At 64.1% G+C, this 25,900-nt stretch carries 30 protein-coding genes and 1 pseudogene; 12 read left to right on the plus strand and 19 right to left on the minus strand.

What is annotated here, in order from left to right; translation table 11 throughout:
- Nucleotides 1–40 precede the first annotated feature (40 nt).
- The 4 genes from IVB54_RS30630 to IVB54_RS30645 form a co-directional block, all read right to left on the minus strand.
- Complete coding sequence (locus IVB54_RS30630; RefSeq protein ID WP_247363731.1) at nucleotides 41–613, minus strand: ABATE domain-containing protein; 573 nt, start codon at nucleotides 611–613, stop codon at nucleotides 41–43.
- Nucleotides 610–1,500 carry an EamA family transporter gene (locus tag IVB54_RS30635; RefSeq protein WP_247363732.1) on the minus strand — a complete coding sequence of 297 codons (891 nt, stop codon included), beginning with the start codon at nucleotides 1,498–1,500 and terminating at the stop codon, nucleotides 610–612. Before IVB54_RS30635 ends, IVB54_RS30630 begins: the two co-directional genes overlap by 4 nt.
- Nucleotides 1,501–1,505: 5 nt before the next feature.
- Nucleotides 1,506–1,832, minus strand: a complete 327-nt coding sequence (locus tag IVB54_RS30640; protein ID WP_085359688.1) for a hypothetical protein — start codon at nucleotides 1,830–1,832, stop codon at nucleotides 1,506–1,508.
- 63 nt (nucleotides 1,833–1,895) lie between these two features.
- Nucleotides 1,896–2,771, minus strand: a complete 876-nt coding sequence (locus IVB54_RS30645) for an alpha/beta hydrolase (protein WP_247776596.1) — start codon at nucleotides 2,769–2,771, stop codon at nucleotides 1,896–1,898.
- A gap of 262 nt (nucleotides 2,772–3,033) precedes the next feature.
- On the opposite strand from IVB54_RS30645, the gene IVB54_RS41505 reads away from it, so the two are divergent.
- The 5 genes from IVB54_RS41505 (at nucleotide 3,034) to IVB54_RS30665 (ending at nucleotide 4,686) form a co-directional block, all read left to right on the plus strand.
- Nucleotides 3,034–3,162, plus strand: coding sequence for a hypothetical protein (locus IVB54_RS41505; RefSeq protein WP_018455653.1), 129 nt, complete (start codon nucleotides 3,034–3,036; stop codon nucleotides 3,160–3,162).
- Nucleotides 3,163–3,301: 139 nt separating this feature from the next.
- Nucleotides 3,302–3,511: a hypothetical protein gene (locus IVB54_RS30650; RefSeq protein ID WP_018455654.1), complete on the plus strand. Its 210-nt coding sequence runs from the start codon at nucleotides 3,302–3,304 to the stop codon at nucleotides 3,509–3,511.
- Nucleotides 3,512–3,631: 120 nt separating this feature from the next.
- Nucleotides 3,632–3,811, plus strand: a complete 180-nt coding sequence (locus IVB54_RS30655; RefSeq protein ID WP_018455655.1) for a hypothetical protein — start codon at nucleotides 3,632–3,634, stop codon at nucleotides 3,809–3,811.
- Nucleotides 3,812–4,072: 261 nt separating this feature from the next.
- Nucleotides 4,073–4,285, plus strand: a complete 213-nt coding sequence (locus IVB54_RS30660; protein WP_018455656.1) for a hypothetical protein — start codon at nucleotides 4,073–4,075, stop codon at nucleotides 4,283–4,285.
- Between the two features lie 104 nt (nucleotides 4,286–4,389).
- A complete protein-coding gene (locus tag IVB54_RS30665) occupies nucleotides 4,390–4,686 on the plus strand; it encodes a hypothetical protein (protein WP_026232997.1) in 297 nt (98 codons plus the stop codon).
- Between the two features lie 72 nt (nucleotides 4,687–4,758).
- Here the strand turns inward: IVB54_RS30665 and IVB54_RS30670 are convergent, their stop codons facing one another.
- From IVB54_RS30670 to IVB54_RS30690, 5 genes are all read right to left on the minus strand, one after another.
- Nucleotides 4,759–5,049, minus strand: coding sequence for a hypothetical protein (locus tag IVB54_RS30670; RefSeq protein ID WP_018455658.1), 291 nt, complete (start codon nucleotides 5,047–5,049; stop codon nucleotides 4,759–4,761).
- 167 nt (nucleotides 5,050–5,216) lie between these two features.
- Complete coding sequence (locus IVB54_RS30675) at nucleotides 5,217–5,708, minus strand: Hsp20/alpha crystallin family protein (RefSeq protein ID WP_018455659.1); 492 nt, start codon at nucleotides 5,706–5,708, stop codon at nucleotides 5,217–5,219.
- A 365-nt stretch (nucleotides 5,709–6,073) separates the two neighbouring features.
- Nucleotides 6,074–6,946 carry an RNA polymerase sigma factor RpoH gene (gene rpoH, locus IVB54_RS30680; RefSeq protein WP_026232998.1) on the minus strand — a complete coding sequence of 291 codons (873 nt, stop codon included), beginning with the start codon at nucleotides 6,944–6,946 and terminating at the stop codon, nucleotides 6,074–6,076.
- A gap of 25 nt (nucleotides 6,947–6,971) precedes the next feature.
- Nucleotides 6,972–7,154 carry a hypothetical protein gene (locus IVB54_RS30685; protein ID WP_018455661.1) on the minus strand — a complete coding sequence of 61 codons (183 nt, stop codon included), beginning with the start codon at nucleotides 7,152–7,154 and terminating at the stop codon, nucleotides 6,972–6,974.
- A 120-nt stretch (nucleotides 7,155–7,274) separates the two neighbouring features.
- Nucleotides 7,275–7,826 (minus strand): TetR/AcrR family transcriptional regulator, encoded by a 552-nt coding sequence (locus IVB54_RS30690; protein ID WP_247363734.1) that lies wholly within the window; start codon nucleotides 7,824–7,826, stop codon nucleotides 7,275–7,277.
- A gap of 115 nt (nucleotides 7,827–7,941) precedes the next feature.
- On the opposite strand from IVB54_RS30690, the gene IVB54_RS30695 reads away from it, so the two are divergent.
- The 3 genes from IVB54_RS30695 to IVB54_RS30705 all read left to right on the plus strand — a co-directional run bounded on the left by IVB54_RS30695 (nucleotide 7,942) and on the right by IVB54_RS30705 (nucleotide 10,894).
- A complete protein-coding gene (locus IVB54_RS30695) occupies nucleotides 7,942–8,799 on the plus strand; it encodes an oxidoreductase (protein WP_018455664.1) in 858 nt (285 codons plus the stop codon).
- A gap of 47 nt (nucleotides 8,800–8,846) precedes the next feature.
- Nucleotides 8,847–9,848 carry an NADP-dependent oxidoreductase gene (locus IVB54_RS30700; RefSeq protein WP_018455665.1) on the plus strand — a complete coding sequence of 334 codons (1,002 nt, stop codon included), beginning with the start codon at nucleotides 8,847–8,849 and terminating at the stop codon, nucleotides 9,846–9,848.
- Between the two features lie 242 nt (nucleotides 9,849–10,090).
- Nucleotides 10,091–10,894, plus strand: coding sequence for an enoyl-CoA hydratase-related protein (locus IVB54_RS30705; RefSeq protein ID WP_018455666.1), 804 nt, complete (start codon nucleotides 10,091–10,093; stop codon nucleotides 10,892–10,894).
- A gap of 15 nt (nucleotides 10,895–10,909) precedes the next feature.
- Here IVB54_RS30705 and IVB54_RS30710 read toward each other — a convergent pair whose 3' ends face one another.
- From IVB54_RS30710 to IVB54_RS30735, 6 genes and pseudogenes are all read right to left on the minus strand, one after another.
- The gene (locus IVB54_RS30710) at nucleotides 10,910–11,707 is read right to left on the minus strand and encodes an adenylate/guanylate cyclase domain-containing protein (RefSeq protein WP_247363736.1); all 798 of its coding nucleotides are present in this window, start codon (nucleotides 11,705–11,707) and stop codon (nucleotides 10,910–10,912) included.
- Nucleotides 11,708–11,840: 133 nt separating this feature from the next.
- Complete coding sequence (locus IVB54_RS30715) at nucleotides 11,841–13,025, minus strand: adenylate/guanylate cyclase domain-containing protein (protein WP_018455668.1); 1,185 nt, start codon at nucleotides 13,023–13,025, stop codon at nucleotides 11,841–11,843.
- Between the two features lie 143 nt (nucleotides 13,026–13,168).
- The gene (locus IVB54_RS30720) at nucleotides 13,169–13,750 is read right to left on the minus strand and encodes a HutD family protein (protein ID WP_247363737.1); all 582 of its coding nucleotides are present in this window, start codon (nucleotides 13,748–13,750) and stop codon (nucleotides 13,169–13,171) included.
- A gap of 73 nt (nucleotides 13,751–13,823) precedes the next feature.
- Nucleotides 13,824–14,672 (minus strand): SDR family oxidoreductase, encoded by an 849-nt coding sequence (locus IVB54_RS30725; protein WP_018455669.1) that lies wholly within the window; start codon nucleotides 14,670–14,672, stop codon nucleotides 13,824–13,826.
- Nucleotides 14,673–14,681: 9 nt separating this feature from the next.
- Nucleotides 14,682–15,233 (minus strand): annotated as a pseudogene (locus tag IVB54_RS30730) (carboxymuconolactone decarboxylase family protein).
- Nucleotides 15,211–15,912, minus strand: coding sequence for a TetR/AcrR family transcriptional regulator (locus IVB54_RS30735; RefSeq protein ID WP_018455672.1), 702 nt, complete (start codon nucleotides 15,910–15,912; stop codon nucleotides 15,211–15,213). The pseudogene IVB54_RS30730 and the gene IVB54_RS30735 overlap by 23 nt, the downstream one beginning before the upstream one ends.
- 118 nt (nucleotides 15,913–16,030) lie before the next feature.
- Between IVB54_RS30735 and IVB54_RS30740 the strand changes: the two genes are divergently transcribed.
- From IVB54_RS30740 to IVB54_RS30750, 3 genes are all read left to right on the plus strand, one after another.
- The gene (locus IVB54_RS30740; protein ID WP_247363738.1) at nucleotides 16,031–17,020 is read left to right on the plus strand and encodes a tripartite tricarboxylate transporter substrate binding protein; all 990 of its coding nucleotides are present in this window, start codon (nucleotides 16,031–16,033) and stop codon (nucleotides 17,018–17,020) included.
- A 25-nt stretch (nucleotides 17,021–17,045) separates the two neighbouring features.
- On the plus strand, nucleotides 17,046–17,582 hold the full coding sequence (locus IVB54_RS30745; protein WP_018455674.1) for a VOC family protein: 537 nt from the start codon (nucleotides 17,046–17,048) through the stop codon (nucleotides 17,580–17,582).
- 114 nt (nucleotides 17,583–17,696) lie between these two features.
- The gene (locus IVB54_RS30750) at nucleotides 17,697–18,509 is read left to right on the plus strand and encodes a class I SAM-dependent methyltransferase (protein WP_018455675.1); all 813 of its coding nucleotides are present in this window, start codon (nucleotides 17,697–17,699) and stop codon (nucleotides 18,507–18,509) included.
- Between the two features lie 24 nt (nucleotides 18,510–18,533).
- Here the strand turns inward: IVB54_RS30750 and IVB54_RS30755 are convergent, their stop codons facing one another.
- From IVB54_RS30755 to IVB54_RS30770, 4 genes are all read right to left on the minus strand, one after another.
- Nucleotides 18,534–20,090: a L,D-transpeptidase gene (locus IVB54_RS30755; protein ID WP_026233000.1), complete on the minus strand. Its 1,557-nt coding sequence runs from the start codon at nucleotides 20,088–20,090 to the stop codon at nucleotides 18,534–18,536.
- A gap of 329 nt (nucleotides 20,091–20,419) precedes the next feature.
- Nucleotides 20,420–21,469 carry a fatty acid desaturase gene (locus tag IVB54_RS30760; RefSeq protein WP_018455677.1) on the minus strand — a complete coding sequence of 350 codons (1,050 nt, stop codon included), beginning with the start codon at nucleotides 21,467–21,469 and terminating at the stop codon, nucleotides 20,420–20,422.
- A gap of 246 nt (nucleotides 21,470–21,715) precedes the next feature.
- Nucleotides 21,716–22,936 (minus strand): IS701 family transposase, encoded by a 1,221-nt coding sequence (locus IVB54_RS30765; protein WP_247285483.1) that lies wholly within the window; start codon nucleotides 22,934–22,936, stop codon nucleotides 21,716–21,718.
- 153 nt (nucleotides 22,937–23,089) lie between these two features.
- On the minus strand, nucleotides 23,090–24,526 hold the full coding sequence (locus IVB54_RS30770; protein ID WP_247294652.1) for an oligosaccharide flippase family protein: 1,437 nt from the start codon (nucleotides 24,524–24,526) through the stop codon (nucleotides 23,090–23,092).
- 304 nt (nucleotides 24,527–24,830) lie between these two features.
- Between IVB54_RS30770 and IVB54_RS30775 the strand changes: the two genes are divergently transcribed.
- The gene (locus tag IVB54_RS30775) at nucleotides 24,831–25,898 is read left to right on the plus strand and encodes an endo-1,4-beta-xylanase (protein WP_018455679.1); all 1,068 of its coding nucleotides are present in this window, start codon (nucleotides 24,831–24,833) and stop codon (nucleotides 25,896–25,898) included.
- Nucleotides 25,899–25,900: the final 2 nt, after the last annotated feature.

Below are 25,900 nucleotides of genomic sequence, written 5' to 3' on the forward strand. Positions count from 1 at the left end.
CCATTGAGAAGGATGGCCGTCGCACTTGGAGGCTGTCGACTTACCGGCGCGATTGCATCTTTGCGCGGTTTCCGCAGGTGGCCATTTCGCACCAGCGACGGGATCTGTTTTTGGTGCGATCGATGAACAGCCAGTGGCAGTCGTGCTGTGGACATCGTTTCAATCGGTCGAGTTCGTCGCCGCGCAGCAGGTCGACCGCAGCCCAGGCAAGCGGACCAAGGATTCGGTCCCCGTGCGTGAATTCGATGGTGGCCGGCGAACCGGTCAGCAATGCGGCCGTGAAGGTACGGGCCGCAACATCGTGGATCACCGCCATGCTCAGCGCCGGCGGTTCATCGCCGTCCGCGATCGCAGCGCCTACCTGGTCGATCGCGTTGCGCAGGCGCCGGCCATCGTAGACCAGCAACGCCCGCTGCCTTGCATTAGGCGAAAAATCGACGCCCACCAGTCCAGCATCCCTTGCCCAGGCCAGCATTCCCTCGGCGTCGCGCAAGTGATCGGCCTCTTGGTCCGTGCCGCGCCAGCTGATCGTGTTGGCGAAATCGAGCGCCAGATTCCCCGCTACGCGGTGAAGCGGCGGCGGTCGATCGGCGATGCTGCGCAAACGCTTCACGTCGGACGTTCTTCCCAAGGCCGGAGCAGCGCCATCGCGGCGGCCACCAGCATGAGGGCAGCGCCGCCGATCTCGAGCCAGCCGATCGCCTCGCCGAACAACCACGCACCGGTGCCAAGCGCGATGATCGGAGAGACAAAGGCATACAGACCTGCGCGCATCGTACCCCATTCACGCAGCAGCACGAGATAGATCGTATAAGCCACGATCGTTCCGAGCAGCAACAGGAACAACAGGCTGCCGATTGCCGCCGGAGTGAGGAAAGCGTCGAGCGTGTCTCTCGATACGGGTTCCAGCACCAGCGAAAGGCCGAGCAGGGCGGCGCCGCCGATCGCCGCCTGCACCATCGTCAGCGCCAGGGGCTTCACCGGACCGACCAACGGACGCGCGACCACGCTGCCGACGCAATAGCTCACGGTCGCGGCGACGATCGCCGCGAGCCGAAGGCCGCTCGCATCGGACCCGGCCCCGAGCCGCGCCCAGAACAGCCCGATGACACCGACACAACCGATCGCGAGCACGACGGCATGATGCCAGGTCGGCCTCTCCTCGCCGGTCAACGCGGCGAGGGCAAACAGCAGGACCGGAATCAGGGTAAGGTTGACCAGCCCCGACAGCCCTGATGGCACGTGCTGCATCCCCCAGAACAGCAAGCCGTAGGTGCCGGTGTTGACCAGCAGAGCTGAAACGATCGTTGGCCGTGCGCGGCCTTCGGCGAATGCGGCGCCGGCGCCACGCACCCCGATGGCTAGCAGTGCGGCCGCCAGCAGGTATCGCGCGGCGGCGAGCAGCAGCGGGGGCAGATCGCCGAGCCCGACCTTGATGGCGGCCCAGGTCAGCCCCCAGATCAACGACATTGCGGCGAAGAGGACAAAGTTGCGCACCATCGTGCTCAGCGCATGCCGTACCGATCGACCAGAACGCGGTGGATTTCCACCCTTTGAGGGAGTTCGATCAGGAGTTCGGGATCGCGGTCGAGGTGATGCACCTTGGTCGGCTCGGCCTTGGTGAAGGCAGTCATTGCCTGCATGTCGGACCAGTAAGAGATGGTCGTGAACCATGTCTCCTCGTCAAGGTCCTCGCGCAGCAGCTGGACGCCGAGCGCCGTCTTCTCGAGCGGCGGAATGCCTTCAGCGCGCAGATATTGCTCGTAGCTGTCGGCGATGTCCCGCCGGGTACGACCACGCCAGATTCGTGCGATGGAAGGATTGGTTGGCATGCTTGCTTCCTCCTTTAGGCGGCGAAGGGACACCAGCGCGGCGAAGGCCGCGCCGTGGGACGATCAGGCATGGACACGCGCAAGGAAGGCGCGGACCAGGGGCAGCGCCTCATCGAAATGCGTCTCGAGCAGCCAGTGTCCGGCGCCGTCGAGCAGGTGCAGATCGACATCAGGCAAGTCGCGGCGATAGGCGCGGGCGGACTCGGCCGGCATGTATCCGTCTTCGGGGCCCCACACCACGAGCGTTGGAGGACGGTGCTCGCGCAGATACGCCTGATAGCGCGCGAACCAGCCGAGATTCTCCTCCAGCTTCTCCATCAGCCCGACGCAGACCTGTCGGCGCACTGGCGTGTCCATGAGTGGCCAATGAAGCTTCCAGAGGTCGGGCGGCACCCGGGCAGCGTCGTCGTCCGCCACTTCGCCAACGAACTCCGCACGGAAGCCATCCTCGCTCACGGCCTCCTCGAGCGGCCGGTGCCTCGCCGGCGTCTTGTCGGCCCACCAGGCCTTGATGGTCGCGTATTTCGGGCCCAGCACATCCTCATAGATACCGCCGTTCTGGATGATGAGCGCGGCGATCCGCTCGGGGTGAGCGATCGCGTGCCTTAGCCCAATCTGCGAGCCGTAATCGTGGAGCCACAAGGCGTATCGTCGCAGGCCGAGCGCATCGGCGAAGCGGGCCAGCACGTCTGCATAGGCATCGAAGTCATAGGCGAATTCCGACGGGTCGGGCGTGTCGCTGTAGCCAAAGCCCGGCCAGTCGAACGCGATCGTCCGCCATTGGTCGGCGAGCGCCGGCATCAACCGGCGGAACTGGAAGGAGGAACAGGGATAGCCGTGCGGCAGCAGCAGGACCGGCGCGCCGGCGCGTCCCGCTTCGCGATAGAAGATCGACATCCCGTTCAACGCCAAGCGCCGGTGCGTGAGCCCGCTCGCCATTCAAGGCCTCCATCATCTGACACCACCTAAATGCGTTTAGGCGGTGAACGTTCCGAGGCCGGGGAGCCGTGTGGCGACGAACAATCGGCGCGATCACGCGCCATCGTTGTGCGGGTGGTGCCGAAGCCGACATGAGCGGAGGGCTTATCTGGCACCGTTCGGCTGTTCCGCTGGGCTGCCCCACCAGAAACGCTGCGTGTTCTCGCCGAGAACCCGCCCATACAATGCTCAATCAACCGCTCTTTCGCGGCAGGAGCCGTCCATGACCAATGAAAAAGGCCCGAACATCAAGAAGAAGCAGAAATGCAAGAACTGCGAAGGCAAAGGCCTGCTCAAGAAGGGCGACAAGGTGGTGAAGTGCCAGCGCTGCAAAGGCACGGGCGTGCGGTGATGATGAGGTGATGGCCTCCAATGCGGACGGCGTACTTTCCCAGGTTGCGCAGGCTCGCGACTGACGTGCACCGCATCTGACATCACGATTGGCACTTCCTGCGGCAAGACGCGTTGCGGTCTTTTCGAGGGAGGTGCAGATGACCAAGACCGACACGGAGGGCGTAAAGACCGGGACACCGCCGACGGGTTCGGCGGCGCTCAACCCCGGGGATGAAGCCGCACCGGGGACGATGGGCACCGGCGAAGATGTGTGTCCGGATTGCCATGGCAAGGGGCGGATCGACGGCGCGCCCTGCGCGACGTGCGGCGGCAGCGGGACCGTGATCCGGGCCGTCGGCGGGGCCTGAGCAAAGCGCGGGCCGCGCGGCGCTTGAGCCCGGCTGTGGCTTTCGATCGCGGCTTCATTGTTCCAGCAACGAACGGCCCTCGCCCGTGTTTTCCGGATGCGAGACACAATGAGGCGCGCCATGACCAAGGATGCCGGACTGAAGCCCGACGATTTTCCCATCGAAGCCGACAAGGACAAGCTCAGGACCCACAAGGGCGAGCCGGTGGCCTCGGCCGAGTCGGAGAAGATCGCGGATCAGATCGCCGAACGGCTGAACGAGCATGCTCACCAGGAAGAGCAGGATCGTTGGTCGGCCTAGGCAATTCGCCTTGCCGACACCCATCCGGAAAGAGCAACGGATAGTTTGTAGGACCGAGCTCGCAGGAACGACGTCGTTGGAACGACCTGGGGCCGTTGCGTATTGGGCCGCGCCGGGTCCTTGCGATTCCGGCAATGGCGGCCTCGGCTCGAAGCCCCGCCCCCGGGCCACAGGCCGGGGCCGCCTGACGGGGGATCGGCCCGGCATCTCAGGCCGTCTTGGAGGACTGCGCGAGAGACCATGGAGGCGCCCACACCAGGGATGCAAAACCCGCTTCGACAGGCGCGGCTCTACGGCTACCTGATCGAACGCGAGGGCGCGCTGTTTCATCCCGGCGGCAGCCACCCGCTGTGCAGCGCAGGCATGACGCGACGCATGATCGAGGCGGGCTGGCTGGTGAAAGCCGGCGATCGCTACGAGTTGACGCCGCAGGCGCAGGAACGGATCGCCCCGCGTGCGATGAGCTCGGGATGACTCATCGTCGCTGTCGCGGGATTTCCGCTCCCGCCCAGGAACAGGTGCGTGCCGAGATCTTTGCCTCGGCACGGCATGTGACGACGTCAAGCACAGGAGCGGACATGAAAAAGCTGGTTCTCGCAGGGCTCGTTGCGGCTCTCGCATTCCCCTCTTCCGCATTCGCGCAAGGCGGCGCGGGTGCGTCCAGGACCGGGTCGAGCATCGACTCCTCAGGCACCGGCGGCACGACGGGAGCGGGAGCCTCCGGCCTCAACACGTCATCGGACAACAATGGCGGCGGCGCGAACGCACCGGCCAAGTCCTCCACGACCCGGCCAGGCGACAACGACACCAGGCAAACCCAGGGCGGTCAGCAGGCCATGCCGGGCTCAGGCTCGACGGGAGCGAACCGCAAATAGACGCGGCGCGACGCGCATCCAGTGGATGACCCTCACGCAAAAGGCCCGGATGATGGTCCGGGCCTTGTCTCGTCACCACCAGGGATCCCAATAGGGCGGTGGAGCGTAGGCGTAAGGCACATAATAGGCCCGCCGCACGACGCGCGGTCCATAATAGCCGTAGGGCGGGCCATAGAAGCGCGGGCCATAATAGGCATCGGCCGCCAGCCCCGCCGCAAGCGCACCGGCAACAAGACCGAAGCCGATGCCGGGACCGCCCCAATGGCCGTGCCAGCCGCCGCGCCAGCCATGGGCTTCCGCCGGCGAGGCCGCCGCCACGAACAGGGCCGAGATCATCGTCAGGACTAAAGCAAGTTTCTTCATGTGCGACTCCCAGAACTTGGAAACCGACCGCAAAACGCCAGACCGGAATTGAAGTTTCCGAGCGTTCCGGAAAATTTTGCAGCGAGCCGACGGACGCAAATGCGGCCGCCGGCCGGACGCGGGCGGGAGCGGCGGCTCCCGCCCACGGCCATGCTTACACATGGTGCTTACTTGCCTTTGATCGCGATGCGCCTCACCTTCTGTTGTGCCGCCGGTGACTTCGGCAGGGTGACGGTGAGAACGCCGTTGTTGAAGGAAGCCGCGACATTGTCCTGGTCGACGTCATCGACCGGAATGCGCCGCTCGAAACGGCCATAGTAACGCTCGCTGAAGAGACGCTCCTTGTCTTCCGTTTCGCTCTTCTTCTCGCCGCTGATCGTCAGCACGCCGTTTGCAAGCTCGACGTTGACGTCCTTCTGTTCGAGACCGGGAAGCTCGGCGACGACCTTGACTTCCTTGTCGCTCTCGTCGAGTTCGACGTTCGGCCAGCCCATTGCGGTCGAGGAGCCGAACGGACTGAGATCAAAGCTGCGGAAGGCGTCGTCGAACAGCCGGTTCATCTCACGATGAAGCGCAAGCAGCGGGTTGCCGGCTTCGCCGCGTTGAACGGCCATGTTGCGTGAGCCGTTGTTCCACGGAATGAGATCGCGTAGTGCCATTGTCGTTTCTCCTTATCTCCTGTCTTGATTGTCGATTGGCGCAGCTCGGCGCGCGGCGAGGGCCACGCACGCGCTGCAAAGCCCGGACGATCAACTCGTCAGGCCGCCTGCTTGTGCTCGATTTCGGGTCGGCATTGCCGGCAGCATCGATCGCGATGCGACGCGGCGGAACGGCGGTCGAAACCGATGGTCGAACGCCAGAGGGGAGACATATCGTCGGTTCTCATAACCACATCCTCCTGTGAGCAACATGGATTAAGAGCATCACCGGGGCGAGCCCCGATGGCCTTGCCGGACCCTGCTTTGGCGTCCGGCACCGCACTCGCATGCGGCTGCCAAAAGAATTAGGAGGCGCCGATTTGGTTTCAAGAGCCGGCTGCCAGGCGTCCGGCGATAGCAGCCCGAACCTTTTCGAACGCGCGCATTTCGATCTGCCGCACCCGCTCGCGTGAAACGCCATACCGTGCCGCGAGCTGCTCAAGTCTCAGCGGCGGCTCGGAGAGCCAGCGCGCCTCGAGAATGTCGCGCTCGCGCGGCTTGAGGACGTCCATGGCGCCGGCGAGGGCTTCACGCCTCCGTCTGGTTTCTTCCCGCTCGGCGTATTCGGCTTCAGGACTGGACGCGGGGTCGACGAGCCAGTCCTGGACTTCCCTGCCGTCGGCGTCGCGCACCAAGGCATTGAGCGACAGGTCGCCGCCGAGGCGCCGGTTCATCTCGATGACGTCGTTCTCCTGCACGCCGAGCCGCCGCGCGATCCGGCTGGCGTGCTCGGGACGGAGATCACCATCCTCCAGGGCGGAAATTTCCGCCTTGGTCCGGCGAAGCTTGAAGAACAGCTTCTTCTGCGCCCCGCTGTTGGCAATCTTGACCAGCGACCAGGACCGCAGGATGTATTCCTGGATCGACGCCTTGATCCACCACATCGCGTAGGTCGCGAGCCGAAAGCCCCGCTCCGGCTCAAAACGCTTGACGGCGTGCATCAGGCCGACGTTTCCTTCGGAAATGATGTCCGCAACCGGCAGGCCGTAGCCGCGATATCCCATCGCAATCCTGGCAACGAGCCGCAGATGGCTTGTGACGAGATGATAGGCTGCCTCGCGGTCGCCGTGCTCGCGCCATCGCTTGGCGTAGGCGATTTCCTGATCGGGCCGCAGCATCGGAAACTTGCGAATTTCCGCCAGGTAATGTGTCAATCCGCCCTCAGACGACAGCATCGGAACAGTTGCAGTGCTTCCCATTGCCCACCTCTTCGAGTTGGTCTGCTTACGCTCCAAAATCGACATGACAAAAAATGGTTTCGGCCGACGATGTAACGACCGGTGGGGCCGGCGCGTGAGTTTGCGGCGGCTCTGGCCGGGTCACGAGATAGAGCTCGCCCGCCACCAACAGGAGGGCAGCGACGGCCAGGGCCAACATGCCGAGCACCAGATCGCTGTAGTCATCCATGCGCGTTCGAAAGTATGTCGATGTCGAAGATCGGCAGCCATCGCTTTTGGCTGTCCGCGACGTCGAACGTCGTCACCGGAATTTTGTTCCGGACTTTCGGCGCCCCGCCGGGACGCGGCCTCACCCCGCCAGCGAATTCCTCGTCGCGCGAAGAATATCGTCCGACAGCTTGGGATCGTCCACGGCGCGGGCAAGCACGAGGGCTCCCACCATGGAGGCGGCGGCGGCGAGCGCCTTGTCCTCGCGCTGGCGTGGCTTCAGCGTGGAGGCCATCCGGCTGCTCAGCAAACCGATCACGCCGCGCACGCCGGCGGTGAAGCGCTGCCTCAGGCCGCCGCTTTGACGTGACACCTCACAGGCGAGCGCAGCGAAGGGGCAGCCGGCGGCGGGATCGTCGCGATGCCCCGGCGAGAGATAGTGCGAAACATAGTCCTCGAGCTCGAAGGCCTCGGGGAATTCCTGACCCTTGGCGTCGATCGCATGGGCCACGGCTTCCTCGACCAGCCGCTCCTTGGAGCCGAACTGGCTGTAGAGGCTGCCGTGCGTCATCCCGGCCGCCTCGGCGAGTGCGTCGACACCGACGCCGGCGATGCCGCGCTCCCGCAGCAGGCGCGAGGCAGTCTCGAGAATATGCTCGCGATTTTTGGCGGCCTGTTCCTTTGAGACGCGCATGCGACCGATCCTTAGAGGCGGGGCTTGACTTTTATAATTACGATCGTCATGTATATCAATAGTTACGATCGTAATCAAACGATTTCAGGCCCGGAAGTGGCGTCGGAGAGGCATTATGAACAGGATTACACCGAAGATCGCGCTGGTGACCGGCGCCTCCTCAGGCATCGGCCAGGCGACGGCGGAGCGACTCGCGAACGCCGGCTACAAGGTGTTCGGCACCAGCAGGCGGGGCGCGCAGGCGGGCAAGCAGGCGTTCGAGATGCTGGCTCTCGACGTCACCAGCGATGCATCGGTGGAAGCCGCCGTCGGCGAAGTGATCCGGCGCGAGGGCCGCATCGACCTGCTCGTCAACAACGCCGGCTTCGGCGTTGCCCCTGCCGGCGCGGAAGAGAGCTCGATGGAGCAGGCGCGCGCGATTTTCGAGACGAACTTCTTCGGCCTGATCCGGATGACGCGCGCCGTCGTGCCGCACATGCGGCGCCTTGGAAGCGGCCGCATCATCAACATCGGCTCAGTGCTCGGCTTTCTGCCGATGCCTTACGGCGCGCTCTATGCCGCGACCAAGCACGCCGTGGCAGGCTATTCGGAATCGCTCGACCATGAACTGCGCACGCGGGGCATCCGGGTCTCCGTAGTCGAGCCCGCCTACACCAAGACGCCGTTCGACGCGAACTTCATGGAGCCCGACGCCACGCTCGACGAATATCGCGAGGCGCGCGCCGGCGTGACCAAGCGGGTGAACGAGGTGATGGCGACGGCCGAACAGCCCGGCGTCGTGGGCGATGCCGTGCTGAAGGCCGCGAGCGCGGTGCGCCCGCAACTCAAATACGCGGCCGGCAGCCTTGCGAAGCGCCTGCGATTTCTGCGCCGGTTCGCGCCCGCAGCCCTGGTGGATGCCGGAATCCGAAAGGATTTGCGGCTGGATGCGACGGCGGCGCTGCAGCCCGCCCGCACCGCGCGGGCTTTCTGAGGGCCGCAATCTTGCCAGTGCGAAGAACCTTCGAACCGAGAGAAAAAATGAGAGCCCTCGTGTTCAAGCGCTACGGCAAGCCGGACCAGATCGCGTTGGCCGATATCCCGCGGCCGACGCCGAAGCCGAACGAAATCCTGGTCCAGGTTCATGCCGCGGGGTTGAACCCGATCGACAACATGATTCCGAAGGGAACGTTCAAGCCGATCCTGAAGTTTGAACTGCCGGCCACGCTGGGCAGCGACCTGGCGGGCGTCGTCGTCGAGGTCGGAAGCCGCGTGACCCGCTTCAAGCCGGGCGACGCCGTCTTCGCCAGCATCTTTGATCTCGGCACAGGCGCTCTCGCCGAATTCGCGACCGTGCCGGAGGATGCCGCCGCGCTCAAGCCGCCGAACCTGGACTTCGTGCACGCGGCCTCGATCCCGATGGTCGGCCTGACATCGTGGCAAGCTCTTAGGGAGCGCATACGTCTCAAACCCGGCCAGAAAGTCTTCATCCCCGCCGGCGCCGGCGGGATCGGCACGTTCGCGATCCAGCTCGCGAAATATTTCGGCGCCAAAGTGGGGACGACGACCAGCACTGGAAATATCGATCTGGTGCGCAGCCTCGGGGCTGACGAGGTGATCGACTACAAGACCCAGCAATTCGAGGAAGTGCTGCGGGACTACGACGCGGTGCTGGGCACGCTCAGGGGCGATGCGGTCGAGACATCGCTTCGGATCCTGAAGCGGGGGAGCAGGATTGCCTCGCTGGTCGGGCCGCCGGACGCCGCGTTCGCGCGCGACCGCGGGATGAACGTCGTCATGGTGTTCCTGTTCGGATGGCTGAGCCGCAAGATCATTCGCCGCGCCGGCAAGATCGGCGCGGAGTATTCGTTCGTGTTCGTGCACCCGGACGGCAGGCAACTCGCCGAGATCGGCGAGCTTCTCAAGGCGGAGCGTATCCGGCCGGTGATCGACAAGGTCTTTCCGTTCGAACAGGCGAAAGACGCGCTGGCCTATCTCGAAAAGGGACGAGCCAGGGGGAAAATCGTCGTCCAGATGAGATGAGGGCGTGGATCCGCCCCGCGCGCAATCGCCTCAGTCCCCACCCCGCCACCGCTCCGGCACGCTCTTGAGCCCACACCCTCGTTCATCGTCGTTTCGAAAACGCAGATGCGTTTTCCGATACGCACGATCGCCCATGTCGGGCCTGATGCAATCTTCTGCATGATACCACATCATCGCTGCAGCGCTCTCATCAGCACGGGAAGACAGAATCCATGATGTCACAATCTGACGAGTCCGCGCCGATGGCGGACATTCCGTACGGTGAGCGGACGAAGATCACCATCGAGCGCAAAGGCCACATCGTGCTGATCGGCATCAACCGGCCTGGCATCGACAATCGGCTGGACCCGGAGGCGACAGAGAGCCTGGCGAGAGCCTACTACCAGTACGATCGAGATCCCTCGCTGCGTGCAGCGGTTCTGTTCGGCTACGGCGAACGCTTCTCCAGAGGTGTCGATGTCGACGCCTACAAGGCATTTGCTCAATCGGGAAAGACGATGATGGAGGGACCCGGCTTCATCGACCCTCTCGGGCGGACCAAACCGGCGCTCACCAAGCCGCTGATTGTCGCGGTGCATGGCGATACCTGGAATATGGCGCACGAAATCTTCCTCGTTGCGGACATCCGCATAGCATCGGAAGACACGGATTTCGGCCAGGACGAGAACACGCACGGCCGCTTTCCCGGCGGCGGCTCAACCGTTCGCTTCCCACGAGAAGCCGGTTGGGGAAATGCCATGCGGTTCATTCTGACGGGCGATCATTGGGATGCGAACGAAGCGCTCCGGATGGGAACGGTTCAGGAGGTGGCAACAAACCGCGACGCCGCTCGCGCGAAGGCCGTCGAGATCGCCGAGAAGATCGCCGCATGCGCTCCCCTCGGCATCAAGACCTCGATTGCGTCCTCGCACCTTGCGCTCGAAGACCCCGAGGCCGCGCTTGCCAAACTTGGCGACCAATATCGTGCGCTGCTCACGACCAGGGACTTCCAGGAAGGGCGGGATGCCGAGGCACAGAAGCGTCCACCCGTTTACGAAGGACGGTGAGAGCTTCACCCACTCTCACCCCTCCACTCTATAGAGTCTCCATTTTTCCGGCACGCCCTTGAGCCGGTGAATGCCGTGATCTTTCAGGTTGATCGCCGACTGCGACGCCATCAGCTCCTTCACCGCGCTCGACACCAGCACCTCGCCGGCGCGCGCCTTTGCGGCGACGCGGGTGCCGATGTGGAAGGCGAGGCCGACCGCCTCAGTGCCGCTCACGGTGTATTCGCCGGCATGCAGGCCGACCCTGAGCTCGAGGCCGAGCGTACGCACGGCCTTCTGGATCGCGGTCGCGCAATTGATTCCGGCGGCCGGCGTCTTGAACGTCGCCAGCACGCCGTCGCCCGTCGCCGTGACTTCCTTGCCGCGCGAGCTCTTCAGCTCCTTGCGGACCGCCGCGTAATAATGGCCCATGATCTTGGTCCAGCGGACATCGCCGAGCTTTGCGGCTTTTGCGGTGGAGCCGACGATATCGACGATCAGGATCGTGGCAAGCGCCCGCTTGAGCTCGGTGTTGCCTGCGGCCGGTCGGCGCCGGAGCACGATCGCGCCGGTCAGCGGTTCATAGCGATGATTGCGGCGCCGCGCGATCGCGGCCTTGGCGTAATCCTGGGCACGCTGCGCGCTGCCGCAGCGAATTGTCTTCTGCTGCGGCAGACGCGTCCAGTAGACCTTTCGTCCGTCACCCGCGCCCTGGACTTCCACGGCGCCCCATTTCAGGAGGATCGCCGTGCCAACGCGCCGGACACACCACGCCTTCGACGTGTAACCCGATACGTTCGACTGATGGATTCCGATGCGGAGGAATTTTGGCATGAACGTGCGGCCGATCGATGACACGCTTGGACGAAACGCTTGGGCGGCGTCGCACCGAGCGTAGTCACACAATCCTGCGTTGGCAACAGGACTCGATGATCGCCCGCTGCTTAGCCGGGGGCCTCCGTCATCTTCAAAACGCAAAAAGCTCGATCGGATCGCTGAAGCCGCGCACCTCATATTTTCCGACCTGCTCCAGCTCGAACTCTCGCTCGACCAGCTCGGCAAAGTCGCGTGACAGCAACACTTTCTTTCCCAATTGCTTGGTCAAGGCCTCGAGGCGTGAGGCCATGTTGACGGCGGGACCGATCACGGTGAAGTCAAGCCGGGTGGACGATCCGATATTGCCGTACATGACGTCGCCGACATGGACGCCGATGCCGTAGTTCAGCGGCGCTCGGCCGGTGCCGTCGTTGCGCGCGTTCAACGCGATCATGGCCTGCCTGGCTTCGGTCACGGCATGCAGCAGGTTTGCGCAGGCCTTGGGCTCGCTCAGCGGAAAGATGGCGAGCAGGCCGTCACCGATGAATTTCAGGATCTCGCCGCCATGCCGCGCGATCGGCTCCGACATCGCGTCGAAATAATCGTTGAGCAGATCGATGACGTCGTCGCGCGGCCAATTGTCGGAAATCTTGGTGAAGTCGCGCAGATCGCAGATCATGATCGCGGCGCGCACCGTCGTACCGGTACCGCGCCGCGTGGCGCCGGCCAGGATGAGCTCGCCGGCATGGGAGCCGACATAGGTCTCGAGCAGCGTTCGCGCCAATCGATTCTTAACGCGGATCTCGCTGACCAGCGCCAGCACAGGCAACAAGTTCTTGAGGGCAGCGACATGGGTGTCGTCGAAGCCGCCGGGCCGGTTGGTCGCGAAGGTGACGAGATGGCGCTTGCCGAGCGTATGATAGAGCGGCCAAGCCACATAGTCGGTGAGGCCCTGCGCGCGCATCTCGCGGTAGAGCGCGTGCTTGCGGCCGAGCGCTGGGTCCTGCTCGAGATTTTCGCGCAACTCGGTCGCGCCGTCGAACATTTCGTTGGCGGGACTGCCGATATATTCAGACCGCTCGCGGACGTCATGGTCGACCCGTGCAATCTCTGCCTCGCGCATGCCGTCGGCCCACATGAAGCGGGCGCCCAGCCATTGCGGGTGCTGGATCAGCACGTGAAGGGTTGAGCGCGCCAGCGGAATGCCGGCCTGCTGAAGCCGGATGCACATCTCGGCAAAGATATTGTCGATAAAGCGCTGGTCGCGCGTGCCGTTGATCAACCAGTCGACGACGCCGTCGGACAGCGTGGCGGATTTGTTCTCTGGCGCGGTCATATCTGCCCGTTCATATCGTGGCCACCCATATCGCGCTTGGGGCGGCGGCCTGCATCAAGGCAGATATCGTGCTCCGGCGCGACGGCGTCAACCTAGCCAGTTGCATGGATTGTACGCATCGCTCTGATCGGCGGGAACGCCGTTCAGCCGACGACCTGGATAGAGCCCAGCACGGCCAGCCCCGAGACGAGCGCAAGCGTCGATGCCCCCGTCAGCTCGACTTTCAAGGTGTTTTCGTGCGAAATCGAAAAATCCGTGCCTTCGAGACGGATAGTGCAGTCGCCGCGCGCCGCATAAATTAGATGCGTGCCGGCGGAAAATCGCCGCTCACCGGGCTCCTTAAGCGCTTCGAGCTCAAGCGCGACCGCACCGCGCCGGCCCATCAAATTCACCACCTCGACTCGCCCTTCCTCGAGCCGGGTCACGATCTCGAGCTCGCCGGTGAAGCGCACCGTCGTAAACGGCTCGCGCTCGTCGAATTCCTCGGTGGGCGACTTCAGCACCAGCCCGCGTCCGCCGACCACCATCTGCAGGCGGTCGATGCCGGGCATATGGGAGAATGGCCCCGGCGCCACAATCGGCGTGGTCGCGAAGCGCCAGAGCAGGCTGTCCCAATCCTTCACGGATTCAGCGCGATGGGCATCCGCAATATCGGTGAAGATGCCGCCGCCGTTCTTCCAGGGCGAGCGGGCGTAGTCTTCGGATTTCAGCAGTGTGGTTTTCATGCCTTTGAGGCTTATCAGATGAGCAGGCCCTGCGAAACTGTCGCGTCGAGCCGCAGCCTGTTACGGATCGACGTCACATCCCGCTCAGGCCGCTATCGACCGCGAGCGTTTGCGCGGTGACGTAGACGCTCTCGTCCGAGAGGAAGAACAGCACGGCATAGGCGATTTCCCAGGCGGTGGCCTGGCGGCCGAACGGGACGTGACCCTTGCCGCGCGAGGGGCGGCCGGCGCCGGCCTCGCGACCGTTCGGCGTGTCGACGAGACCGGGATAGACGAGGTTGGCGCGGATGCCGCGGCGCGATCCGAGATGGGCGATGTTGCGCATGAGGCCGCCGAGCGCGGCTTTCGAGGAATCATACACCGCCATCTGCGAGCCGGCCTTCAGAGCGGCGATGGAGGAGATGAAGACGATCGATCCGCCGTTGCCGAATTTCGGCAGGCCCGCGCGGCAGCACAGCATCGGACCGCGAACGTTGACGTCGTAGATCGCATTCCACTCCTCGGGGCTGACGGCGTCGAGGCCGACCTTGCCGAAGGTGCCGATGTTGAGGACCATGCCGTCGAGCCCGCCCATGGCGCGATGTGCTTCCTCGATCATGCGCTGGACGTCGGATTCAGAGGTGACATCGGCCGTGATGGCAAAGCCCTCGCCGCCTTCGTCGGTGATGTGCTTGACGGTCTGCTGCGCGGAGGTGTGGTTGAGATCGGCGACCGCGACCTTCGCGCCCTCGCGCGCGCAAAGAATGCTCATGGCGCGGCCGTTGCCGATCGGATCGGTGGCGGCGTCGAACACACGCTGGCCACCGCCGACGATCAGGATGCGACGCCCCTCAAGGCGTCCCCTGCCCGGCGCTTCGCCCAGCGATTCCGCACTCGGCGCGCGAACATAGCGCTCCAGCCTGGTCTCGGAATTCTCACGCATGCGCGCCGCCTATCTCTTGCCGCTGTCGTAGACCTTCATGCCGGCTGCCGGGTCGAGATCGGTCTCGGTCGCCTCGGTGACACGCGCCATCATCATGTAGAAGCCGAGCGCGACAATGGATTCGACGATCTCCTGGTCGCTGAAATGCGCGCGCATGGCGGCGAAGATCTGCTCGGGAACGCGAACGTGCTCGACCACTTCGCGGCCGAATTTCAGCAGCGCGCGCTCGGCCTCGCTCAAACCGGCAGCATCGTAATCGGCGCGCTCGACCGCATCGATCTGTGCTTGCGTGCAGCCGACACCAAGCGCGATCGGCACGTGCTGGCGCCATTCATAGGCACCGCCTTCGAGCTGGGCGGCCTAAAGGATCAGGAGCTCGCGATGGACCGCACTGAGCTTCTGCTTGTGCAGGATCGAATTGCCGAGCCGCATCGCCGGGATCATGTTGGCCTCGGCATGGGCCATCATGCGGAAAATATTCAGCTTGACCGGCATGCGGTCGAACGAGGCGCGGATGTCGCCGCTCGTCGTCTCCGGATCAATCAGGGGCAGCCTTGCCACGAGTCTCTCCCTTGGCTTTTCGTTTCTTATTGTCCTGTGTCCCGCCATCCGCCGCGATCAGCGACAGGAAGAAGGTGAGATAGCTGTCGATCGCCTCGATCACCTTCGGCCGCGGCGACGGTGCCGCGCCCATCACGTAATGCTCGAGACGGATGTAGATCAGCCCGGCCGCGAACAGCCGCGCGGTCTCGCGTGGGTCCGGCGTCGAGACGAGACCGGCGAGCGCAAAGCCGCGGAAATAATCCGTCATCATGCTCTGCTCGCGCGCATAGAAATGATCGGCGAATTTGGCGCGGATGCCGGGCACGCGGTTGCGCTCGGCGGTGATCACTTTCTGGAACTGGTGCTCGCGCGGATCGGACCATTGCTCGACGAGATCCAGTGCAAACTGGCGGCAGAACGCGGCGGGCTGGCGCGCGAGCTGCTTGTAGCGCGGCTCTTCCAGCCGGCTCGCCGAGCTGGCCGGGCCGTGCTCGCTGACGATCGCCTCGAGGATCGCGGCCTTGCCGGCGAAGTGATTGTAGAGGCTGCTCTCGCGAATGCCGACGCGACGCGCGAGCTCGCGCATCGAGGCGCCGCCATAGCCGCTCTGCGCGAACAGATCGAGCGCCTCGGCGAGAATGCGCGCGCGGGTCGTGGGCGCAGCCGCTTCCGCCGCGCTGGTGGTGTGGACAGCCATGCGGGCTTGACTAACGAACGATCGTTCGCTAGTCAACCGCCGGCACGATCGCTCGTTCGGTCTTGCGCTTCAACTCCGCTCTCAAAAGAAGCGGAGAGCAATCTGGGGAGATCAGGTCATGGCGCGCTTCGTCCATTTTCGTCTGCTGCGCGCCGCAACTTTGTCATTGGTCATAACGTTTTCGGCAATGCTGCCTGCGCGGGCCGAGGATCCGGCCGCCTATCCCACGCACAAGATCAGGATGCTGCTGCCTTATGCGGCCGGTGGCGGCGGCGACGTGATCGGACGACTGCTCGGCGACAGGATGGGCAAGACGCTCGGACAGAGCGTCTATATCGAGAACCACACCGGGGCTGCCGGCACGCTCGGCACCCAGATGGTCGCGGCGTCGGCGAATGACGGCTACACCATCACCGTAGGCGGCATGACCACGCATGTGCTGGCGCCGGCGATCTATCCGAAACTGCCTTACGATTCGATCAAGGATTTCACCACGATCGGGCGCATCGGCACGTCCTCGATCATGCTGGTGGCGACCAAGGATTTTGCCGCCAACGACATCAAGGGCCTGATCGCGCTGGCCAGGAAGGGCGAGCCGATCCAGTACGGAAGCTGGGGCGTCGGCTCGACCGGACAGTTCTGCGCGGAAATCCTGATGCAGCAGACCGGAATCAAGATGGACCACGTGCCGTTCAACGGCATCGCCAAACTGGCCGGCGATCTGCTCGGCGGCCACATCTCGCTGGCGAGACTCGACATGGCGACCGCGACGCCGCTGGTGAAGGACGGCTCGATCAAGGCGCTGGCCGCCTGCGGCGAACGCTCGCCGAGCCTGCCGGATGTCGCAAGCTACAAGGAACAAGGCGTGCCGTTCGACCGCAGCCTGTCCTGGGCGATGTATGCGCCTGCGGGGCTTGCCGAACCGATCGCAAGAAAGCTGTCCGCGGCGCTGAAGGACGCGCTCGCCGATGCCGACGTGAAGGAGAAGCTGCTGGGGCTTGGCATCACGCCGCAATTCGTGCCGGGCGACGAGCAGCGTGACATCAACGCCAGCGACATCGCGGCCTGGAAGCAGGTTGCCAAGGACGCGGGCATTGAACTGAAGTGATCAAGCTGACAAGAGGAGCGCGGGCATGAGCCGCATCTTCGGCGCGGTACGCCAGAACGGTTATGTGGTGCGGGACATCCACTCCGCGATGAAGCACTGGATCGAGGTGATGGGCGTCGGTCCCTGGTACTACATGGACCGCGTCAAGACCGACTGGTTTTGCCATCGCGGCGAAAACTCCGCCCTCGAGATGAGCATCGCGCTGGCCAATTCCGGCGACCTCCAGATCGAGCTGATCCAGCAGCGCAACGACGCGCCCTCGCTATATAGGGAATTCCTCGAGTCCGGCCACGAAGGCCTCCAGCACATGTCCTACTGGAGCCACGACTACCAGGCGCTCTACGACAGGGCGCTCGGGCTCGGCTACAGGATCGGCCACGAGGGCCAGATCGGCGGCGACAGAGGACGCTTTGCCTATTTCGACACCCAGGCCCATCCAGGCACCGTGATCGAGATCTCCGACATCAGCGGCACCAAGGGGCCGTTCTTCGAGAAGGTCCGGCAGGCGGCGGCCAACTGGGACGGCACGCGGCCGATCCGCGAGGTCGGCGCAAGCCGATGACGCCGGCGGCCAGCAAGGCGATGCAGGCATCGGCCGGATTCACCGCGCTACTGGCGCGGTAGACGGCAATCCATGGTAACGTGAGCCTCGTCTCCGAACTTCAGCGAGGCAAGCATGTCCAACACCGACAAGGTTTTCGCCGGCTCGATCCCGAAGCTTTACGACGAATATCTGGTGCCGATGATCTTCGCCGTTTACGCCGACGACATCGCAAGACGTGTCGCGGCCCGGTCTCCCTCCGTGCTGCTCGAGATCGCGGCAGGCACCGGCGCCGTGACGCGCGCGGTGGCGGCGGCGCTGCCGCGCGGCGTTCGTTATGTCGCGACCGACCTCAACGAGCCGATGCTGGCTGTCGCGGCGCAGCGTCAGGCAGACGACGATCGCATCTCGTGGCGCCAGGCCGACGCATCGGCCCTGCCCTTCGACGATGCAGCCTTCGACGTGGTCTGCTGCCAGTTCGGCGCCATGTTCTTTCCGGACCGCGTGAAGGCCTACGGGGAAGTGAAGCGCGTCCTCAACGGCAATGGCACGTTCGTGTTCAACGTCTGGGATCGCATCGAGGACAATGTGCTGACGCATGAAGCGACCGTCGCGCTCGAAAAGCTGTTTCCCGACGACCCGCCTCGTTTCATGGCCCGGACGCCGCACGGCTATCACGACAAGGCCGTCATCAGAACCGACCTCGAACGCGCAGGCTTCCGTGACATATCGATCGAAACGCGAGCTGAAATAAGCCGGGCCCCGTCGCCCGAGCACGTCGCGATCGCGCTCTGCCAGGGCACGCCGCTGCGCAGCGAGATCGAGGCACGCGATGCCAGCAAGCTTCAGGCTGCGACCGACATCGTTGCCGAGGCGATCCGAACGCGCCATGGGTCCGGACCGATCGAAGGCAAGATCCAGGCTATCGTCATCGAGGCGCGGCGATAGTGGCGAGCTTCGATCCGCCCGCTCCTACCAGAAGCCCCGCTGCATCGGCTGTGCCGGCTGATAATATTGATACTGGCCGCGCCGGCGCGGATTGACGGGCTGCGGATTCGGATCGCGCTGGAAGAAGAAGCCGAAACCGTTGCCGCCATTGTCCCAGCCGTCATCGCTCGCCATGGCCATCGGAGGCGCGGTCGGCTTGCGCGTGATGAAACCGCCCTGGGGCTGGTTGCTCAGCACTGCGACGAACTCGGTGCGGTAGTTGGTCTCGCTGCTCAGCGGCTCGTCCGAGATGATGATCGAGGAGCGCGGCAACGCGGTCGGCGCGATGCGATCGAGCACCTCCTGTGGGATGGTGATGCGGTCGAGTGCGTTCCTGGCGTTGTCGCTGTCTTCGATCGTGACCACGCTCCAGCGCAGGCCTGTGTCGGTCTTCGCCATCGCGGTGAAGATATGCGTGCCGAGCGGCTGATCCGGATTGCGGATCGCGACGGGAACCTCGATGCTGGTGTCGAACACCTCGCCGCCGCCGTCCGGTGCCGGCTTGTGCGTGTTCCGCCGCACGTAGAGCTTCTGCGTCGCGCGGCTGATGTAGACCGAGACCGGCTCGAGTGCGAGCTTTGCGTCGGTCGCGGCCTTCACGGCATCGGCCTTCCTGGCCGCTGCCGCCTTGGCGGCCTCTTTCGTGGCAGCCACCGCGTCGCGCTTCGGTTGTGCGGCGCTCTTGGCGGCATCGAGCTGCGTCGCCGCGTCGGCGGCCTTGGTGGCGGCCTTCTGCTTCAGCTCCTCGGCCTTGGCGCGGGCCTGATCGGTCTTGGCGGCCGCGAGCTGCCTGTCGGCGAAGGCGAGCTCGGCGTCGGCGCGGGTCTTCTGCTGTTCCAGCTTGCGCAACGAGGCCGGCAGCGATGCCGCCTCTTTCGCGGCCGCCGTCGCGGCCTTCTTGGCCTCGTCGGCCGCCCTTGTGGCCTCCTCGGCCTCGCCGGAGAGCCTGCCAATTTGGCCCGGCGCCGCCGCAATGGCGTCCCGCTTCGGCATGAACAGTGCGGGATGAACGATGTCGATCGGAGCCGCGTCGTTCGGCGAGATGATCACCCGCATCCCGATGTTGGTCTTGTCGAACAGGCCCTCCGCAAAGCCGAACGGCATCCGCACGCAGCCATGCGAAGCGGCGTAGCCGGGCAGCGGCCCGCCATGCAGCGCGATGCCGTTCCAGGTGATGCGCTGCATGTTCGGCATCCAGGCGTCGTCATACATGGTCGAGTGGTGGTCCTTGTCCTTCTCGATGATGGCGAAGACGCCGGCCGGCGTCTCGCGTCCCGTCGTGCCGGTGGACACCGGCGCGCGAAAAATCCAGCCCTCGGCGTCGTAGAAGGTGACCTGCTGGCTCTTGATCGACACGATCGCCATGATCGGTTCGCCAGCCTCGCGCGGTGCCACCGCCTCGGCCGGCTGACGCGCCTGCTTGGCCGCATTGGCCGGAGCCACGGCCGCAAAGGCGAGCATTGCCGCCAGGGTCACAATTCCGGGGGGCCCCCAACGCCGCATCGCCACGGTGGATTGCGCCGTTGTCATCAGGTTTCTCATGCCATCCTCGGTCGAAATGCCAGTCCGCCGGTCATTGATCAGATTGCGATCTTTGAATTAAGAAATCGCCGCCGCCTTACGTTCCGTCTGTGGCGACATTCGGCACGTTCCGGCGATAAATCTCATATACGACGGTTAACGCAGGCGGAAGGGCGCCGCGCGGCCGAAGCTGGCGGTCTATCGCTGCGACAGAATGACCGGGGATCGGTGACACGGCTGCCAGCGCCCGGCGTCGGACGGCGAAGCCACGTTGAACGGCCGCTAGACGCCCATCGCGTTCCGATCGCGCGAATTCACGCCGGTCGGCGGCCGCGCGGGGCAGCGTAAAGCTAAGCCACTGGAGTCAAGGCTGCCTTTTCAAACAAGGCTGCCTTGCCAAACAAGGCTGCCTCTCCAAAGGAGACGAGCCGCTGCCGTTCCTCGTCCCACAAGGTCAGCCGCACGGTCCGCAAACTCTGGAGCAGCGTGATCCGCCCGACACCAGCGAACTGCGGATGGTCGCGCAATACGTCCTGCAAGCGATAGCAGGGAATTCGACTGGACAAATGATGGATGTGGTGGACGCCGATATTTGCCGTGAACCATCGCAAGACACCCGGCAATTGGTAGTGAGAGCTGCCGTGCAGCGCGGCGTCGTGAAAGTTCCAGGTCTCGTCGTGGGCCCAATGCGTGTGCTCGAACTGGTGCTGGACGTAGAACAGCCACACACCGATAGACGCCGCCAGGACAACGATCGGCAGATGCACAAGCAGCAACGGCCCATAGCCGACCAGCCAGATCATCGTGACGGCGAGAACCGCGAGGGCGATGTTCGTGCCCATCGTGCTCAGCCAGGGTTTCCAGCCGCGACGCATCATCCCGACCGGCAATCGGTGCTTCAAGATGAACAAATACGAGGGACCGGCGCCAAACATCACGAGGGGATGTCGATACAAGCGATACAGCGTCCGGCGCCATCGCGACCGCCCGAGAAATTCGCGCGTGGTCAACGTATCGATGTCGCCCAAGCCCCTGTGGTCGAGATTGCCGGAATTCGCGTGATGGCCCGCATGGTTATGCCGCCAGTAGCCGTATGGCGTCAGTGTCATCACGCCGATGGCACGGCCGACCCAATCGTTGGCAACGCGGCCGCGGAAGAACGAGCCGTGTCCGCAATCGTGTTGGATCATGAAGAGGCGGACCAGCAAACCCGCCGCGGGCACCTCGAGCAGGAGGGCAAACCAATAGCCCTGGTCAAGAGCGACCCAGATCAGAGCCCAGATGACGACGAACGGGATCGCCGTGATCGCCAGTTCGAGGACACCCCGCGTATTGTCAGGCTCGCGATAGCGGGCAAGCAACTGCGCCGATGCGCGGATTTCCGGCGTTCCTTGGGTCATATCTGCTCTGCTCCCGACATGCCGCCCAAGAAGCACAGTTATGGCCACGGACGCAACAAAATCGCCCTCCGCCCTAGCATTACAGTTGCTTTTTTGATTTGAAGTGGGCGCGTTGAGCGGCAGCCTGGTGAGCTCTGCGCCAGAAGGACCATGCGATGATGTGTGCGGGTTGAATCCGCTTCCGCGCAAGTCTGATAGCAATGCGGCGGATTTCCTGGATTGACCAACGGATCAGTGGTGGGGTGGTTATGTTTTGGCTTTTGCCGGGGGGCGCCGTTTCGTTTTTTTGGGCGGTGGCGGATTAGCGCGATGTCGGATCGCGGCCATCATGGCGAAGGCGAGCATCACCAAGGACACATGACGGTGCCAGCCATGCCAGGATCTGCTCTCGTTGTGATCGAGCCCGAACTCGTTTTTCGCCGTTTCAAAGCTGTCCTCGATCGCCCATCGATGGCCTTCGACCGCGACCAGCGTTTCAATGGCTGTTCCCGCTGGGCACCAGGTGGTGAAGAAGGCGAGGTCATCATCGGCAATGCGACGACGGATCAGTAGACCGCGTGTCCACAAACCGTCATTTGCACTGTTGGACTGCTCGGCCTCGAGATCCGCCAATTCGAGATAACACCAATCGTGCAGCCGCGGTCCTTTGGTTCCGGCTCCCGCCGACAGGCGCTTCCAGTCGGATGAGCGCCGCGTCCGGGCGAGGTCTGCAGCCGTACCGGCGACCGGCGGTCGCTTGCCCCAGGATCGAAACACATGAGCGCTGCTGACCCCAAGCACGTAGCCTTTGCCTGCCCGACGTAGTTGCTGTTCGATGTTGCCAACACCGTAGACGGTATCACCGGCAACCCACTTGAATGGTACAGACCCGGCTATCGCGCGTGCGATCATTCTCGTCGCAAGCTTTGGTTTGGTCGCAAAGCCGACATCGGCAGGCACATATGTGGCTTCCAGACGATCTGGATCGTCGGTCCATTCCTTCGGAAGATACAACGCGCGATCGATGAACGCATGGCCATGACGCGAAACGTAGGCAGCGAAGACGCCGATCTGGCAGTTCGTGATCTTTCCTGCCGAACCAGTGTATTGCCGCGCCACTCCGCATGACGCTTTGCCCTGTTTGAGAAAACCGGTCTCGTCGATCACGAGCACCGCATCGTCATCCGCCAAATGCTCGATGACATAGTCGTGCACGATATCGCGCAGGGCATCAGCGTCCCAGTCTCCACGACCCAGAATCGCCTGCTGCCGCCATGGGCCGGGATCGCCAGCCGCCTCCGCGCGCATCCAACCGGTCTTGCGCTGCTCATCTCCGAGCAGACCTTCCAGGAACAGACCTGCATTCGTCGCAACACGCTCTTGCGTGAACAACGGACGTATCCGTTGCTTGATCTCTCGAAGCGACGCCGCCCACAACGCAAGCGTCGCCTCAACCGACGCGGCCCGCGCCCACGACATTCGAATCATGGTTGCCCATGGATTCAGAAGCCCGCAACAAAAGCAACTGTAATGCTAGACCCGGGCGGCTGTGCGCTTCCGGTCGGAACCGAGCCATCGCCAGGCCAGGCGGCGCTTTCAGAGCTTCAGACGCTGAGGCCGAGCCTCGTCAGGCATCGCGGCTTAAACGCCCAGCGCCTTGCGGTTGAAGGTTCGCAGGAAACGCAGCGACAGCGTCCGGACGTTTGCGATGTTCAGCAACCACGCGGCAGCGGCATAAGCGAGCCCGCCGGCGAGGCTCACGAGCATGAGCGGGACGAGGCCGATGCCATTGACCTGGGATCGTGCCACGAGGATCGCAGCCGCCATCGCCGCGGCGGAGACCGCAACGCCGGCGAGGCGGTGGAGGTCGAACGGGACCGGATGGGCGCGATGCATCAGCACGACGGCAACGAGGAAACCGATCGCTTCGGTTGCAAGGGTCGCCAGCGCCGCGCCGTAGAGACCATGGCCGGCCACCAGCACGAACATCAACGCCACGCTGACGACCAGCGTCAGGAACGACTGCGCCGCCAGCATGAACGGTCGCTCGGCAAGCTGGAAGCTGATCTGCACATAGAACTGATTGGCGATGCCGAACAAGCGCGCGAGCACCAGGGTCGGCAGCAATACCGACACGCCGGCGCGGAAGTCGACGCCGACGAGCGTGCCGGCGACCTGGTCGGCTACGAGCGCGAGCCAGACCGCGACGGGCGCAACTACGACGAGCAGAAGTTCGAGGCTCTCGGTCAGCCGCTCCCGCGTCGTCTCGATGTTCTTGTCCGACAATGACCGGAACACCAACGGCACGGTCGCCGCGGCGACGCTGGAGGCGATCATGACCATGAACTGTCGCGGCAGATCGGCGGCGACGCCAAAGATTCCGGCGGCGTCCTTGCCGAGCAAATAAGCCACGATGAGGCGGTCGCAGGCCGAGTAGACCGCAACCGACAATCCGGCCAGCGTCAGCGGCAGGCCGTAGCGCGCGAGCTGCACGAACTGGCTGCGCTGAAAGCGCGCGATCCTGGTGCGGTCACCGAGAAGGTTCAGGATGATCCCGGCGAGCGAACCCAGGCCGAATGCGGCGAGCAGTCCCAGTCCACCCCAGCCGAGCCAGATGCCGAGCAGGCCGAAACCGACGCTCGACACGCTGCGCACGATCGAGATCGCCGCGAACCTGTAAGGGCGCAGTTTTGCGCGCTCGAACTCCTGGCCGACATCGACGGCATTCGCCATGATCGCGACGAACATGCTGGCAAGCAGCAGCCCAACGCTGAGATCATTGCGGAACAGGAAAACCAGCGGCGTGGTGGCGCAGAGGACGGCAACGGTGAGCGCGAAGGCGACAATCGCTGTGCCGCGAAAATCGACCTCGGCCGACATCGCCTGATAGCGCGACACCGACAGCTTGATCCAGGCGAAGAAGATTGCGCCTAGAATGCCAGCCAGGCTGATGCCGACGACATAAACGCCGTACTCCGCCGGCGTCAGCAGCCGCGTGTAGGCCGTGACGGCAAAGAAGCCCACCGCCGCAGGCAGGATGTAGGCGACGAGATAAATCGAGAAATGGCGGTTCAGCATGCGAGCACGGGACCGGCAACGTTGTTGCGAGTGTGACGGCCGTTCATCAATTGGACCATGGCGGGGCCAACGAATTGCGCCGCAACATCTCTCAAGAGTGTCACATAAGTCTGGAGATCGGGCGGCGAATCCGGTTTTGAAGCCGCTTTCGCGGGTTAGCGTTAAATTTGCCCTTCCCTGACGGCGCCACGGCCACCGAAAGGAACCGTGATTCGCACTGGCAAAGTTAACCCAACGAGGGAAATCCCCGGCGTTGCAAGGCGTCGCTTGGTACGGTGGCGCGTTGGCTCCGATAAGGAATGCCGTGACCAGGCTCGACAGACGCGAATTTCTCCTCGGCAGCGCCGCAGCACTCGCGGCAGCCGCATCGGCGTCCGCAGCGCCGGCGTCGAAACTCGCCCAGCGCTATCAGGGATTTGGTGCCGCGGCCACGCTCTGGGATCTGCAAGCGGATCCCAGGCTCGGCGAAGCCATCAGCACCTACTGCACACAAGTCGTGCCGGTGCTCGAGCTGAAATGGCCGATGCTGCGTCCGGACGCGCACACCTTTGCCTTCGAACGCGCCGACGCGATCCTGGATTTCGCCCGGCAGAACGACCTGACGATGCGCGGCCACGCGCTCGCCTGGTATCACGACATTCCGGACTGGACCAAGCAGATCAAGGATACCAAGGGCGTCGAGCGCGCTTATGTCGACCACATCGGCACCGTCGTCTCCTATTACAAGGACAAGCTGACGTCGTGGGACGTAGTCAACGAGCCGATCCCGGACAATCCGCACAGCCCGAAAGACCGACGCGAGTCGTTCTGGACGCAGCATCTGGGCAACCGCTGGATTCCGCTGGCGTTCCGCACGGCGGCCGCGGCCGATCCCTTCGTCAAGCTCGCGATCAACGAATACGACATCGAGTCGGCCAAGGACACGTTCGTCGCGAAGCGCGCTGCCTACCGCCATCTCATCATGGAGCTGCTCGACCAGGGCGTGCCGTTGCACGCCGTGGGACTGCAAGCGCATCTGCATGCCGAGCTCGAGATCGACACCCATGGGCTTGCCGAATTCGTCACCGAGCTGCGCGCCTGGGGCCTCGAGGTGCTCGTCACCGAGCTCGATGTCGACGACCAGAAGCTGACGGGGACGCCGGCGGAGCGCGATGCCATCGTCGCCAAGCGCGTCGATGATCTCTTGACCGCGATCTCGACCAGCGGACCGGTGCGCTCGATCCTGACCTGGGGCCTCTCGGACCGCTACAGCTGGATCAACGGCACCTTTGCCCGCGCCGACAAGCAGCCGAACCGTCCTTTGCCGCTCGACGGCGAGTTCAAGCCGAAGCCGTTCATGAACGTGATCAGCAAGTTCACGAGAGACGTGTAAGG

The organism is Bradyrhizobium sp. CW1 (assembly GCF_023100665.1).
Taxonomy (GTDB): Bacteria; Pseudomonadota; Alphaproteobacteria; order Rhizobiales; family Xanthobacteraceae; genus Bradyrhizobium; species Bradyrhizobium canariense_D.